Source organism: Paenibacillus sp. J2L1-98 (genome assembly GCF_056269405.1).
Window position 1 is genome coordinate 1 of the sequence record NZ_JBWDNW010000040.1, and the last position, 14,140, is coordinate 14,140.

13 protein-coding genes and 1 pseudogene are annotated in these 14,140 nt (G+C 44.2%); 12 read left to right on the forward strand and 2 right to left on the reverse strand.

What is annotated here, in order from left to right:
• From AC0YNZ_RS30580 to AC0YNZ_RS30610, 7 genes and pseudogenes are all read left to right on the forward strand, one after another.
• Positions 1-2,186, forward strand: a 2,186-nt coding sequence (locus AC0YNZ_RS30580; protein WP_475830142.1) for a fibronectin type III domain-containing protein, incomplete at its 5' end; no start/stop codon positions are given.
• Between the two features lie 260 nt (positions 2,187-2,446).
• Positions 2,447-2,827 carry a hypothetical protein gene (locus tag AC0YNZ_RS30585; protein WP_475830143.1) on the forward strand — a complete coding sequence of 127 codons (381 nt, stop codon included), beginning with the start codon at positions 2,447-2,449 and terminating at the stop codon, positions 2,825-2,827.
• A 406-nt stretch (positions 2,828-3,233) separates the two neighbouring features.
• Positions 3,234-3,611, forward strand: a pseudogene (locus tag AC0YNZ_RS30590) (excalibur calcium-binding domain-containing protein); the annotation flags it as partial.
• 18 nt (positions 3,612-3,629) lie between these two features.
• On the forward strand, positions 3,630-3,887 hold the full coding sequence (locus AC0YNZ_RS30595) for an excalibur calcium-binding domain-containing protein (RefSeq protein WP_475830154.1): 258 nt from the start codon (positions 3,630-3,632) through the stop codon (positions 3,885-3,887).
• Between the two features lie 861 nt (positions 3,888-4,748).
• Complete coding sequence (locus AC0YNZ_RS30600) at positions 4,749-5,156, forward strand: hypothetical protein (RefSeq protein WP_475830144.1); 408 nt, start codon at positions 4,749-4,751, stop codon at positions 5,154-5,156.
• Positions 5,157-5,185: 29 nt separating this feature from the next.
• On the forward strand, positions 5,186-5,365 hold the full coding sequence (locus AC0YNZ_RS30605) for a hypothetical protein (protein WP_475830145.1): 180 nt from the start codon (positions 5,186-5,188) through the stop codon (positions 5,363-5,365).
• Positions 5,366-5,562: 197 nt separating this feature from the next.
• On the forward strand, positions 5,563-5,985 hold the full coding sequence (locus tag AC0YNZ_RS30610; protein ID WP_475830146.1) for a hypothetical protein: 423 nt from the start codon (positions 5,563-5,565) through the stop codon (positions 5,983-5,985).
• 344 nt (positions 5,986-6,329) lie between these two features.
• On the opposite strand, the gene AC0YNZ_RS30615 is transcribed toward AC0YNZ_RS30610, so the two are convergent.
• Positions 6,330-7,469, reverse strand: coding sequence for an RCC1 domain-containing protein (locus AC0YNZ_RS30615; RefSeq protein ID WP_475830147.1), 1,140 nt, complete (start codon positions 7,467-7,469; stop codon positions 6,330-6,332).
• Positions 7,470-8,385: 916 nt separating this feature from the next.
• Here AC0YNZ_RS30615 and AC0YNZ_RS30620 point away from each other — a divergent pair.
• Both AC0YNZ_RS30620 and AC0YNZ_RS30625 read left to right on the forward strand, forming a co-directional pair.
• Entirely contained in the window at positions 8,386-8,943 is a 558-nt protein-coding gene (locus AC0YNZ_RS30620; protein ID WP_475830148.1) for a hypothetical protein, read from the forward strand.
• A gap of 289 nt (positions 8,944-9,232) precedes the next feature.
• Positions 9,233-9,523, forward strand: a complete 291-nt coding sequence (locus AC0YNZ_RS30625) for a hypothetical protein (RefSeq protein WP_475830149.1) — start codon at positions 9,233-9,235, stop codon at positions 9,521-9,523.
• Here the strand turns inward: AC0YNZ_RS30625 and AC0YNZ_RS30630 are convergent.
• Entirely contained in the window at positions 9,484-9,909 is a 426-nt protein-coding gene (locus tag AC0YNZ_RS30630; protein ID WP_475830150.1) for a hypothetical protein, read from the reverse strand. The genes AC0YNZ_RS30625 and AC0YNZ_RS30630 overlap by 40 nt on opposite strands.
• A gap of 295 nt (positions 9,910-10,204) precedes the next feature.
• Between AC0YNZ_RS30630 and AC0YNZ_RS30635 the strand changes: the two genes are divergently transcribed.
• The 3 genes from AC0YNZ_RS30635 to AC0YNZ_RS30645 all read left to right on the forward strand — a co-directional run.
• Positions 10,205-11,101, forward strand: coding sequence for a serine/threonine protein kinase (locus tag AC0YNZ_RS30635; protein WP_475830151.1), 897 nt, complete (start codon positions 10,205-10,207; stop codon positions 11,099-11,101).
• Between the two features lie 660 nt (positions 11,102-11,761).
• Positions 11,762-13,618 (forward strand): RCC1 domain-containing protein, encoded by a 1,857-nt coding sequence (locus AC0YNZ_RS30640; protein WP_475830152.1) that lies wholly within the window; start codon positions 11,762-11,764, stop codon positions 13,616-13,618.
• A 148-nt stretch (positions 13,619-13,766) separates the two neighbouring features.
• Positions 13,767-14,140 (forward strand): Calx-beta domain-containing protein (locus AC0YNZ_RS30645; RefSeq protein WP_475830153.1); only part of this gene is annotated, 374 nt, incomplete at its 3' end.

The window sequence follows — 14,140 nt, forward strand, 5'->3', positions numbered from 1 at the left end:
CTGCAGGAGAAATTAAGGTAAGCATCGAAAATTATCGCTTCGGTGAACCACAAAATACGGAGGTTTCGATATCCGTGCAGGTACAGTCCGAGTATGAGATTCTAAAAGTGACAGCGAAGGTAGACGATCGGGAGGTGGAGCTCGCGCCTGACTACTGCGACGAGGTCTGTAAGTGGACTGCCAATTTCCCCTTGGACGGACTGAAACAGGGTCAAAAGACCGTCACCGTTACCGCCTTGGATTATACGGACCAAACGGGTACAGGGAAGGCAAACTTCCTCTACGATGCTCCTCCGGAAGTCCAGATCACCGGTGTATCGAAGCATCATCTCGTGCAGAACGGCAAGTTCCGAGCTCTCGTCAGCACAAAGGACGAGCTATCCATGCCGGTTATCAGCGTATCGCTCTCAACTGCAGATCGAGTAATCGAGACGCTTGAAGCTAAAGGTTCCCTGGACCATGAATTCGATCTGACTGCTTATAAGAATCAGATTGTTACCTACCGGGTAAAAGTATATGATGGAAACCGCTATTTGCGTTTTTCTTCGGAATATCATTTGTACGTTGATCCCACTACGGTAATTCCGGTAGATAACGTGGAAGGAACGATTTTGGATTTCGACGATACCCGAATCCTTTACAGGGGCACGGACACCAAGGTTCGGATCAAGAATCGCACGGATGGGACGGAAACCGTCATTTATGATGCTCCCAATAGGTATGTGGGCAAGTCGCTGCTGACACCTTCAGGTGCAGTGATGAATGTCTTAACAGGCGAGAACTATGGCGAACTGTTCCTATGGTATTCCGGTCAACTGAAGGCTATGGGCGAAACCTTCTCGGGCTACGGCTCGCAGGCTACTGTCCGAACCAACGGAAAATATGCTTTCTCTGACTGGACAGCAGATCTGATCGACACCGAAACCGGGGAGATCCGCAATTTCGGAAGAGTGGGCAATGTCGCGCTGGCTGCGGACGGCAGCTTTGTCGCAGCTAATAACGAGGGAATCACCCTGTTTCAGCCCGATGGCACAAGCAGGCAACTAATCAAAACCAGTCTCTATTATCCATCGCCCGTGTTTGACGGAAAGACCGTGCTGCTTAACACCAATAACCGCGATATATTGAAATATGCAGACGGTTCTCTCACGGAACTCAGTAAATCTACATCCTATGATGACAAAACGTGGCCTCATTCTGATTTCGAGATCAATCAGGGCTGGATCGCCTACACGAAGCACACACCGAGCGGACGCAGACAAATTTTCTTGGAATCTCCTCAGGGAACTGTGACCCAAGTGACATATTTCAACGGAAATCCGAAAATCCGCGCTTTGAACGAACACGGAACTTTGGCGATTACGTACAATAGCGAACTGTATATGTACCATCCTGGAGATAAGGAACCGAAAAAACTTACGTCCGTCAGTTATCATGATCTGGCTCCCTCTTATCACAACGGCACATGGTACCAAGCGGTCGAGGGTACTCTGTTCCGTCTAAACGATGCACCCGGGGACACTACCGCACCTCAGTGGCCTGTTGGCGATGTATTGACGGTTACCGATGTGACCTATAACAGCGTACAGCTGAATTGGCAGCCGGCCACGGATGAAACGGGTGTAGACAAGTACTTGCTATATCAAGACAATACGCTGCTGGATACTCTGAACGGGGATGTGAGCAGCTATGAAGTGAAGGGGTTGTCTCCAAAGTCGTCGTACCTCTTCTCACTGGTCGCCGTCGATGCCGCCGGCAACCAAAGTGTGAAACAAGAAGTGACGTTCACTACTGCTGCATATGCGACTCCTTTTCAGCTTTCCGATTCCAAAACTTATTCATACGGTGGATCCAATTATGAGTTTTTGTTATATTACGGGTACATTTCGTCCTCAGGACAAGAGTTGAGTGGATCTTGGAGCCCCCCTGAAGGTTTTCATGGAGTCGTTAAGGTCTCCATGTCCTCGCCGTATGGGGAAGATTATGACCTTAGTCTGGAGACCGTGGGAGAGGGTAACCGATTGCCGGAAGATACGACGTTACTTACAAATGGTACCGAGTACAGTGCTACCGAGGTGCCTGGAGGTTACAAAGCAGAGTGGAGAGTTAAGGGACATACAGGTAATGATTATAGTCGGGATAAGAAGGTTTTCGTCTATGTGAGCATCAAATATGACAATCACTGAAGATTATTACTCTGTTTACGATACTTAATGATTGGCCACGGGGCAATCCCGCGGCCTTCTTTGCACCCGCGATTTGGTGATAAGGCCGGACGCAGATCCTCGGGCCTCCAGAAGCCTTTCCTTCATGGGGTCCTTCCCCCTCTTCGAACAGCCGAAAACCGTACGGCATCCTGCTGAACTATCGGGCTGCTGAAGAAAGGTGTATTGAATATTCTTATAGAATATTTAATGAAAAGAGCACAGCAGTTAGGGGGATTTAAATGCATAAAAGCATTCATTGGCATGCGTTTTTCAAAGTGAATACAGAAGAAAAAGCTCGGAGATTACTCTCAAGATTTGAAGAGGTTTGTGAGACGAATGCTACCCTTACATCCTGTGAACGTTATTGGAAGGATTCGGCTTTATTTGATGTTGGTTTTAGCACATCCTTAAATAAGGAGGATATTTCTCATGCCGTTTTCTCAACTCTAGTAATTGCTCGCAAATTGGCTTATGAATGGCAGGTTACTGGTCCTTCCAATTCGGAATCGGGAATTTGGGAATTTTGTGGACTAACCACTAAAACAAAAGTTACAGGTATCGAATGGATTCAGTTTAGGATAGAAACCGAACCATTATTTAACTCCCTCGGGACACGATAGTTGAATCAAGCTTGACTCTTTTACACCTAGCGCCAACCTTATCCAATTACTGTAAACTATCCTTTGTAGATTAGAATAAACGAATGGAGGAAAAACGTTGTTTGTTTTTTTTATTATACTCGCTATTATTGCTATCATCGGTTTGGTAATTGGAGGATTAGGATGGATTACTCGAAAGGTATCTAAAAAAAATGTAAAAACATTTAAATGGATATTTTTATCGGGGGTTGGTGCTCTCTTAATTTCCTTTGGCGGTTGCGTTGCTACAGCACCTGCAACACCTCAGCTAATTAACGAGACAGCAAATATTGATCCTTCCGATGCAACACCAGAAGCTGCTGATAAGACCGATGTTGTCGAACCAAGCATAAAACCTAATGCTTCAATTGAACCTATAACCGTGCCAATTACGACGGTTACAGAAGTTCCTGATAAAACACCTGCAACTACAAGTCAGAATTTAGAACACGACGTAATCATCACTTTCCCTTCTGAAAAATATCCTGAAACTGCTGCACATATTCTTAGTGCAATCGAAAATGGTGAATCTGCCGTTTGTACCATTGATCGGAATGGCGCAGATGAGAACCGCGATGAATCCTTAGAAGGTATTAAAACGAAAGATGGATACGATCGTGATGAATGGCCCATGGCAATGTGCGCAGAAGGCGGTGAAGGAGCGGATATAGCCTATGTATTTTCTTCAGATAATCGCGGGGCTGGATCGTGGGTAGGGAACCAACTTGAGGAATATAAAGATGGTACACGTGTCTTATTTGTTATTGATGGGAGCAACGCTGTTGTGGTTGAAGCAAAACCACAAACTACAACAAAGCCTGCCGCTACTGCAAAACCTATAGCTGTTCCTTCAAAAAAACCTACTCCAACCAGCACACCTGAAACTACAAAAGAACCAGCATTGGAAGAGGAAAATGAAAATGTTTATTACGCCAACTGCGCGGCTGTAAGAGCTGCCGGAGCTGATCCAATTTATGAAGGTGATCCGGGTTATAGTTTCAATCTAGATCGTGACAAAGACGGAGTAGCTTGTGAAAAGTGAATAAGTAGACAGAAGCCCACCGACCATAGGTTAGTGGGCTTCGTCTTATTTTGTGATATTGCGATTTGTATTAAACCATGTATCTAAATAATAAGCTGCCGCTCGGGATTTTGGTCTTTCACGGACGCCATTTCCATCTATGTTCCTCTCATTTTTATGCCAAAATATCGTTTTTCATCATGGCACGTGCCTAAATTGAATTTATGATGTTATGGCATAATAAAACAAGCCCATTTTCACTGTGTTGTAAAGTATGCTTTCTGACACGTTTTTAAATGGGGTATCATTAAGCTAACGGGGCAGGTTAGTGGAACAATTTACTTGTGTTCCAAGGTGATGTTAGATGTAAAATTGGTATGTGATGAAGAGAGGAATTACTATATTCACATATAGATTTAGAGAGGCGAGGAAATGCCAAGAGAGTATAAATTAATTACAGCAGGAGCATTTGCTGGTAAAAAGCGCATGAAGCTTCATTACTATTTGAGCAAATTGTTGAACGATTCAAATGGGAGATTGATAACAGTGGATTAATTCAGATTAAAGGGGTAGCATCAGCGGCATTTTATGATGCAGAAATGGCGAAGGAATATGAGCTGGAAAATTACGAGGGCAGAGACTCTGATTTCGAATTTCGCGACTTAAAAGTAGAGGTTACCATCGAGGGGAGAATGAGGTGATTTCTTTTTCAGAGCCGCTGTGGCTGGCAGACCGTAGATTTGCTTTGGTACAAAGAGACATTACAAGTCTTGAACCACCATCCTTTTTGTAGTTGTGGCTGAACTAACGGGTAACGTTAGTTCCATATACACCAGGACGAGGCTGCCAGCATTCAAATGTCACAGGAGGGTCTTAGACGAAATGACTAATTATCAACTATTTGTTTCTGACTTGGATGAATTTAAAAAATCAATTAAGGCTGCCAAGAATACGTACAGCGGTTTAGAAATAGAGATTGATCGACAAACTGAAAACGATGCAGCTGGCGAATACATACCTTCTCAAAATGGGATCGGTAAGGCCGTCATCAATGTTAAAGGTGTGCATAAACTATGGATGAAATACTATGGAAGCGAAGACAATGTTTCTCCAAGTACGTTTGCAAAATTCGTGTTAATGCACGAGATTGGACATTTCAAAGATAAAAATATTTGTAAAATTAAAGACCGACTTATTGAGTTAAAAGATGGTGGGAAATTAAGTGAATTTTATAAATTAAAATTGCATAGCGAGCTTATAGCAGACACAAATGCTCAAAAAAAGAGCTGAGGATACTTTTTAAACTAAGTGAAAAGGACATGAAGCAATACAATTTTTTTCACGAAGAGAACATGAAAACTAACTCTAAACGGATTCTAGCAGGCGATGAGTTTAAAGGAGAAAAAGAAATTCCCGAGATAGTAGCAATTGATAAAGCTGCAAATGCCGAAGAGTCACTTGAGGGAATGCTTGGTGATTACGACAGTAAATTTGTCTAGTAGTGACTCATTCATTCAACACAAAGCCCGCCAATAATAGCGGGCTTTGTTCATGACACAAACTCCACCGGCTTCTTGTTAAGCTAACGGGAAACGATAGCGGAAATAGCGGGTGTTTCGGCATCCGTTTTTATTTCGTTGTGTTCACGGGAAGAATAACTTAATACCTTTATTTATTTTAAGGAGTTGATGTTGCAATGGTTAAAGTAGAACAGGCAGAAAGTTATCTCAAGAGTAAAATAGGTGATTCTAGTGATATAGCAAAGGTTTGGGAAGAATTTAAAGCGTTTGGAAAAGAACCAGTAGAAGGTGAAGATGAAATTGCTTTACTTTTTCAATGTGGGGTATATGACTTTACAGGCGAGGAGTTTTTTTACTTCGAATTTGTTAGGCAATTTTCAATCTACGATGAGGACGAATATTCGCATATGGAACAACTTCATTGTCAATTTATTTTTGAACTAACGGAGGAATTAAGAAAACTGGAAACCGCCGAATGGTATTTTGATTATGAAGGCGATGTGGAGGATTTTTATGCTAAAATCGAAAATCTTGAGAAGTTCAATCTTCCAATGAAAGAGAAGCCAATTAGATTCAGTGTATTTCAAGAAAAAGTATAAGTTTTATTTCGCTCCCATGGAAGAACGCAATTACCTCCATAATCTGTGGTGTCGTGTGAGCGGCATGGATGGCTAACGGGTTACGATAGTTGAACACTTAAAGGGCTACCGCATGGTAGCCCTTCGTACATTAACGCAACAATTTCTCCTGGTAGGGTGTCTTTGGCGGTATGCGCTAATGAATCAGTTCAAACTCTGCGCACGCCTCTTCAAATCGATGACTAATGAACTGATCTGCCGGGGATTGGCGGGTAATACGGCCAGTTTTTCCCCGGCGTCTGTGAGATGAACCCCGCAGGGCTTATCGTGAGGCCCAAGGATGGCTCATTTTTTTTGAGATTCTTTCACTTACTACATTTTTTGATGCATACCTGAAAGGGAGTCAAACGATCATTTGTGGTTCCATCGCCGAGTTGGCCCTCCCAGTTATCACCCCACGCCCAGACGGTTTCGTCGCTCTTTCCTGCCAAACTATGCGAACCACCTGCAGAGATGGCAACTACCGAACTGAGACCCTGTACTTGAACAGGAGTGTAAGCAGTCGTATTCGTTTCATCGCCGAGTTTGCCCGTTCCCCATGCCCAAGCAGTTCCATCGCTTTTGACCGCCAAACTATGATTAGAACCTGCTGCAATAGCGACTACCGAACTGAGACCCTGTACTTGAACAGGAGTGTAAGCAGTCGTATTCGTTCCATCGCCGAGTTGGCCAAAGTAATTCTCCCCCCAAGCCCAGACGGTTCCGTCGCTTTTGATTGCCAAATTATGATAAAGGCCCGCAATGATAGCGACTACCGAACTGAGACCTTGCACCTGAACGGGAGTCAATCGATTCTCTTCGGAGTATCCAATGCCTAATTGACCTCTGAAATTACTCCCCCAAGCCCAGACGGTTCCGTCGGCTTTGAGCGCCAAACTATGCGAACCGTTCGCAGCGATGGCGGTCACCGAATCGAGACCTTGCACCTGAACCGGAACTGCACGATAGTAGATCGTCGTTCCATCTCCCAGTTGGCCAGAAGTATTCAATCCCCAAGCCCAGACCGTCCCGTCGCTCTTTAGAGCCAAATTATGATAAAGGCCCGCAGAGATGGCGACTACCGAACTGAGACCTTGCACCTGAACGGGAGTCAATCGATTATTTGTGGTCCCATCGCCCAATTGGGCGTAGTCATTCAATCCCCACGCCCAGACCGTCCCGTCGCTTTTGACCGCCAAACTATGTTCACCCCCCGCAGCTACGGCGACTGCATTTTTTACGTCCTTTACCTGAGTGGGAGTCAATCGATCATTTGTAGTCCCGTCGCCCAATTGGCCGTTGTTATTTTTTCCCCACGCCCATACGGTCCTGTCATTTTGGAGAACGAGAGTATGAGCGCTCCCTCCTGCAACCTTTAACAACGAATTTTCCGCAGCAACCACTGTATTGGAGACAAGAGCAAGAAGGAGACAGATGACGCCGAGTATTCGATATCGTTTTTTCATGAATATTTCCCTCCCGTAAAATATGGATCAAGCCTATGCTTGTCCTAAGTTCGGCTATGCTTGTGCGACGAAGATGATCGTCCATGCCAGACAGAGTCGGCTTTTCAACGAGGTAAGACTCAGAGACCGGAACCGCTTATTCATTATTAGTAAGGTTTACATTTTTTCACCCCTTTCATCGATATTGGAAATTATGGTTTTTCGTATTTTATTGAGCTATTATAGCGATATGTTCCAATTTTCAGCCCTGTTGGTTGGAGCTTACAATGGAATGGCCGAAGGATGAAAAGAAAACTGAGATTCTAAATGCTCTTCCCGGTGAAGATTGCGAAGAGCGTATCAATACATTTCCCCTTATTCATCATATCCAAATACAAATATTGTGTTCAATTGTACATTAGAACCTATTTTTGTCGAATTATGCTTTTATTTAATAATTTTGGGTATTATTTATTTCAGATGGACTTATCGATCCACTTAATTCATTTTTCGCCATGATCGTCCCCGTCACAAATTAGAAGAAAGGGTATCCTGTCGAACCTGGGGTCTGGGGGTGAAACGACCAGGCGGGTCTGGGCAGCAAGCCCGGCAAGAGGGCGGAAGGAGACGGATAGGACGATGGAGCGATAGCGAAATCAGCGTCGTGGATATCCGCAGACCTCCGGAAATATACCTTGCTCTTCTATAAAGCAACTGTTTGAGAATTACTTACTTTGATCCTTGTTTTGTCCATACAAAATAGTTATTCACTCAACTATCGGGTACGATAGCGTGACAATCAGCAGAACGATGCTGCCGACATGAAACGGCAGCATCGTTGAGCTAACGGCTAAAATAGTACACGGAGATATTAGTAATTAAACTTTTTTTGCAACTTATGGAAAATAAGGTTGTCTTATAATATAGGGGGTAGAATATGAAGAATTATCTTTTAAGAAGTTTTATGGTTGTTATATTAGTATCTTTAATGGGGTGTCAGCAAAATACAACCCTCACTGAAAACCGTAATACTAAAGCAGATATGGAAGGTTTTGTAGAGCCAGAATCATCTGATTGGGTGAAATATATAACGCCTGCAAGAGAGTACATGTATTATAGAACACAAGCAGTGGTTAACAAGGATATAAATATTCTGTGGGATAAGTACCCAGATCTAAAAGATAATATTGACCTTAAACAAGGAGTTAATATTGAGAAAAATGAGGTTGAATCCTTAAATCAAAGTTTTGACTTGTTAGATGCCAATTATAATATTGAAAGTAATGAACGAATTAAAGTGAAAAGGATAAACGATAATGAAGTGGTAGTTCTTATTCATGGAAGTATTATTTATTTGAGAAATGATTTCGATGAGTCTGGAGGGGAATATTTAATAAAGGTCTTCTTAGAACATAAGGACAATCATTGGACGGTCGTAAAAACTGACGAATACACTTTACCAGAATACAAAGAATGGATGGCGGAAAAGGAATAGATATAATCCCTTGTTAAGCTAACGGGTACGATAGTTTATCACCGAAAGGTGCTGCCGCGTGGTAGTCCTTCTTTACGCTAACTGGCAAGATAGTTTAATTCTGATATGCTGAACCTTACCGTAAGTAACTTCAAGTTTTTTAGGTTCAAGCCCTCTTGTGCCGCCATATGGGTAAAGTTAATTAAAGATATTCATTGCCTATAACCCAGCCATCTCCAATGCTATTATTTTCATATCAGATGCGCAGCTGATGTTATTCTAATTTGAAAATGGAAAAGGAGATCAAAAGATGGGTAAGGACAATATCATTAAAGTGATGCTTTCTGAAAAGGTAAGTATGACACCCAATGGATTTGTTGCAGATCAATTAAGCCCAGAACAGTTTGCAGATAGCTACGAATTGTTTTTTTACAAGATTTTTGAAATCAGTTCATCAGATATAGCGGGAGTCAGAGAAGGGTTCCGCCGCGACGAGCATGACCCAAACATTCGTCCCGCTGCAGTCGGAGGTTACATTTTCGTTCCGCTCGAACATCACTTTCAGCTTCTGGAGAACCAGTTCGTTTGCCTTTCCGCTTGATCTTTCAGCCATTGTTCCACCTCCTCGTCGTAAGCTCCGGCCTGCGTGAAGAACGTCATCAGGTAGTCGTTGTCGTACAGCACAGCGATTTTGTACGCTTGGAGTCCTTCGCCTAGGTCGAGCATTTCGACGTACTCGGGGCGAGTTCCCAGCAGGCCTCCGTCTTCGCGGCTCAGGCTGACGTTGCCGAGATCGCGGACGTTGTCTCCCACTTCGAGAACGACAATGTAACCGTGGATTTCCAAGCAAAACTCGCTCTCAACCTCGTCCTCAAGCTCATCCCTAAGTTGCTGAAAGTAGCCCTCGATCCGATCGAGGAGTGCCGCCGAAAGTGCGCTTTCGCGGCGCAGGGTGTCAAAATCCTTTTGTGTCTTGATGATCCTCATTCTTGCAACCCTCCTGAAAATCAAAATAGCTCCTAAAAAAGGGGGCCTTGGTGTAGGTCAAAAATATGATATATGTCTGTGATTGAATTTGATCCGGTTTTTGCTCAAATGATGACCAATCGTCTAAACATCTTAAATAGATTGGGGAATTGTGGTAAGATTAACATGATTATTGAAAGGAGGCGTTGTCTTATGAAAAGAAACATTATAAAAAGTAGGGCGCAATTTATTAAGGGGAAAACGTATATCTAGCCCTGTAAACTACGTAATTCCCCAGAATACGAGAGGGAATTGTATGGATCATTTATCTACTAAAACAGGCGGTTTTCCAGTTGGTTTTTCTTTCGATGATGTTACTTTTCAACTTCAAGAACAACACGATTTTGAATGGTTGCGGTCTCTTGGCAAAGTGTTCTGTGTATTTGACCAACAAGATTCAGGTAATATCTGTTTCGGAATTGAGAAGGATGGAAAGAAAAAATTCGTTAAATATGCAGGAGCCAGGCCGTTGGAATTTTCGGGAAATCCTCAAGATGCTGTGTCGCGGCTATCTGATGCAGTTCCGTTGTACCCAGCTTTAAATCATCCGCACCTTATTCAAATGATTGATCACTTCCGTACCGATAGCGGATACGCAGCTATTTTTGAATGGTTCGAAGGTGAATGTCTACATTCGCATTGGTCCTTTGCAGAAGCACCAAAACACACCCACCCTGATTCACCGTTCTACAAGTACAAACATATGCCCATTGAAAAACGATTGAAATCCCTAGATGCCATTTTTTCTTTTCATACTTACGTTGAATCAAAAGGGTATGTTGCAGTAGATTTCTACGACGGAAGTATTCTTTACGATTTTTCAAACCATGTAACGAAAATATGTGACATAGATTTTTACCGAAAAGCACCCGCTGTAAATGATATTGGGGAAAATTTCTGGGGTGCAAAAAGATCAAAAGCGCCTGAAGAGTTCGAACTAGGTGCCCCGATTGACTCAAAGACCAACGTTTTCACAATGGGTGCAATAGCATTTGGTTTGTTGGGTGGAGAAATGGATCACTCATTCTCCAAATGGGAAGCAGGGAAGCTGCTCTACGAAGTAGCTTTACGAGCAGTTAGTGAAGATCGTGAATTGAGATACGAAAACGTCAACACATTCAAATCTTTTTGGGATGAAGCAAAAGGTTTTTAGAACACATTAAGAGATCTCGTACACAGTAACGGGCCATCCTGTAAAGGATGGCCCTAAAACTTGCCGTTACAGACAGCGCGGTGAGCCGTATCATAGATAGAAATCGAATCATTACGCTACTGGCACGTTAGCATTCAATGAAGGACTCTAAGGAGCTGCCGCGGCAGCTCTCTTTTACATCTTCACAAAATAAGAAATTTTGTACATATGTACTGATAGGCGTTAAGGTAACTGGCAGCATAGTTCAATTATAATTGTTTTCCATATCCTGTTTCAGTAGTAACTTAAACTGTATTACCCACGACTCATGTCCTCCCGAAAATTGTTGTCAAAAGAACAATAACATCATCAAACCTGTTCAGGTAAATCATTGATTCTGTGCAAAGTTGCCTGATGGATTGCGCTCTAAATCAACCAACTTCCTCAGACCTCTTTAAATAAATCCATTAAATGCCTCTTCACATCCATAATCATCTCTAAATGACCGATTGTTGACTGAACAACCATATTTCCGTCCATATCGAGTTCATTCAATGCGAAATATACCGATGCTTGTATTGATATTTTTGGTAGATTTGGTTTGTAATAGTGCATTTGGCAGATTCGTAGATTCCGGTGATATGGTAGATTTAAGGTAAAAATTGGTTGGAGTGAAGATGGATGAAACGACGGTTTATGCTTTTAGTTTGTGCCTTTTTGTTGCTGACGCTGCTTCTGCCCTTTCAGGCAGCCGATGCTGAGGCCGGTTCAGCGAGTTCGAATTCGGGCGTAACGATGGTTGCAGCAGGAGGGAGTCATAGCCTCGTTCTAAAACAGGACGGAACGGTATGGGCGTGGGGTAATAATTACTGGGGCGCGCTCGGCGACGGAAGTACGATAAACCGATATACCCCCGTTCAGATCAAAAGCCTTAAAGAGGTGGGCAGCGTAGCTGCAGATGATTCGCATAGTTTGGCGCTCCTAAGCGATGGAACCGTCTGGGAGTGGGGAATAACGCCGCCTTCTGCAAGCTGGGATGATCCGACCGCCAACCCAATACCGGCTCAAGTTACCTTTAAATTTGGCAATAAATTCAATTCGGCAGTCGCCATCTCTGAGGGGTATCAGCATCATTTGGCACTCAAGAGCGACGGTACCGTTTGGGCGTGGGGAAAAAATTATTCGGGCCAACTGGGTGATGGAACCAGATCGGACGAATACTACACGAGGAATATTGATCAAGTGAAGGGGCTCGATTCGGTAACCGCCATCTCTGCGGGTTGGGTGCATAGTTTGGCACTCAAAAGCGACGGAACCGTCTGGGCGTGGGGAAATAACTATTATGGCGAACTGGGTGATGGTACTACGACAGACCGTTATACTCCCGTTCAAGTACAGGGTCTCGATTCGGTAACCGCCATCTTTGCGGGTACTTGGAATAATTTGGCACTCAAGAGCGACGGTACCGTTTGGGTGTGGGGGGGGAATGACCGTGGCCAGCTCGGCGATGGAACAACGACAATACGTACCACCCCCGTTCAGCTATCTAGCATAACTGATGTGGTCTACGTAGCTGTAGGCAATAAATATAGTATAGCAGTCAAAAGTGACGGAACTGTTTGGGCGTGGGGGGAGAATCGATTTGGCCAACTCGGCGATGGCAGTACGACAGACCGTCATGCTCCCGTTCAAGTACAGGGTCTCGATTCGGTAACCGCCATCTCTGCGAGTTTTTGGCATAGTTTGGCCCTTAAGAGCGACGGGACCGTTTGGGCATGGGGATATAATGGAGATGGCCAACTCGGCGATAGAACAACGACAAACCGTTATACTCCCGTAAAAGTTCAAGAATTTGGAGAGGCCACTCCTGAAGTGCCACAGTGGCCTCAGGGCGACGTGCTGACGGTTACCGATGTGACCTATAACAGCGTACAGCTGAATTGGCAGCCGGCTACAGATGAAACGGGTGTAGACAAGTACTTGGTATACCAAGATAATACGCTGCTGGATACCCTGAACGGGGACCTGAAAAACTATGAAGTGAAGGGGCTGTCTCCAAATTCGTCCTACCTCTTTTCATTGGTCGCCGTCGATGCCGATGGCAATCAAAGTGTGAAAGAAGAAGTGACGGTCACTACTGCAGCATATACGGCTCCTGGCTCTTTTCAGCTTTCCGATTCCAAAACTTATTCATACGGCGGATCCAATTATGAGTTTTTGTTATATTACGGGTACATTTCGACCTCAGGACAAGAGTTGAGTGGATCTTGGAGCCCCCCTGAAGGTTTCCATGGAGTCGTTAAGGTCTCCATGGCTTCCCCGGAAGGGGAAGATTATGACCTTAGTCTGGAGACCGTGGGCGAGGGTAACCGATTGCCGGAAGATACGACGTTACTCACAGGTGGTACCGAGTACAGTGCTACCGAGGTGCCCGGAGGTTACAGAGCGGAGTGGAGAGTTAAGGGACATACGGACAAAGATTATAGTCGGGATAAGAAGGTTTTCGTCTATGTGAGCATCAAATATGACAATCACTGAAGATATTGCTATGTTTACGGAGGACTGGAGAAGTACGGTGATTTTATGATTCGGCCAAGTTGAATCCTTATTTCAGCATGGGTGTTGGAGCCCCCTTTGTCGAACAGCATACGTTTTTCCTATTTCAAATCCATGGAGGATGTTGAACATGACAGGTTTAAGATTTGCAGGCCATCGAATGAATGGATTGAAAAAGCTCGCTGCACTTCTGCTCACGGCCGTACTCGTTTTGCAGGCATTCGGCTCAACCGCTCACGCAATCGAAATGGCCGGGGAGTTTTCGTTTGAGAACGAGTATTACTATCCGGGAGAGTCCAATGGTTCGATCGTATTGACGGTCTATCGCTACGGCGAGTTGGAAGGCGAGGTTACCGTCGATTATTCGACATCGGACGGTTCCGCATCGGGCGGCAGCGACTATGGGAGCGTCTCCGGTACGCTGACTTTCGCTGCTCAGCAATGGAAGCAGTCGATCTCGATTGCGATCAACGACGATAGCGATATTGAAGGTGACGAGGACTT

What these genes read in the sequence shown, in the direction of transcription:
- AC0YNZ_RS30585 (WP_475830143.1), top strand. Translation starts at nt 2,447, where the DNA reads ATGCATAAAAGCATTCATTGGCATGCGTTTTTCAAAGTGAATACAGAA.
- AC0YNZ_RS30600 (WP_475830144.1), top strand. Translation starts at nt 4,749, where the DNA reads ATGACTAATTATCAACTATTTGTTTCTGACTTGGATGAATTTAAAAAA.
- AC0YNZ_RS30605 (WP_475830145.1), top strand. Translation starts at nt 5,186, where the DNA reads ATGAAGCAATACAATTTTTTTCACGAAGAGAACATGAAAACTAACTCT.
- AC0YNZ_RS30610 (WP_475830146.1), top strand. Translation starts at nt 5,563, where the DNA reads ATGGTTAAAGTAGAACAGGCAGAAAGTTATCTCAAGAGTAAAATAGGT.
- AC0YNZ_RS30615 (WP_475830147.1), bottom strand. Translation starts at nt 7,469, where the DNA reads ATGAAAAAACGATATCGAATACTCGGCGTCATCTGTCTCCTTCTTGCT.
- AC0YNZ_RS30620 (WP_475830148.1), top strand. Translation starts at nt 8,386, where the DNA reads ATGAAGAATTATCTTTTAAGAAGTTTTATGGTTGTTATATTAGTATCT.
- AC0YNZ_RS30625 (WP_475830149.1), top strand. Translation starts at nt 9,233, where the DNA reads ATGGGTAAGGACAATATCATTAAAGTGATGCTTTCTGAAAAGGTAAGT.
- AC0YNZ_RS30630 (WP_475830150.1), bottom strand. Translation starts at nt 9,909, where the DNA reads ATGAGGATCATCAAGACACAAAAGGATTTTGACACCCTGCGCCGCGAA.
- AC0YNZ_RS30635 (WP_475830151.1), top strand. Translation starts at nt 10,205, where the DNA reads ATGGATCATTTATCTACTAAAACAGGCGGTTTTCCAGTTGGTTTTTCT.
- AC0YNZ_RS30640 (WP_475830152.1), top strand. Translation starts at nt 11,762, where the DNA reads ATGAAACGACGGTTTATGCTTTTAGTTTGTGCCTTTTTGTTGCTGACG.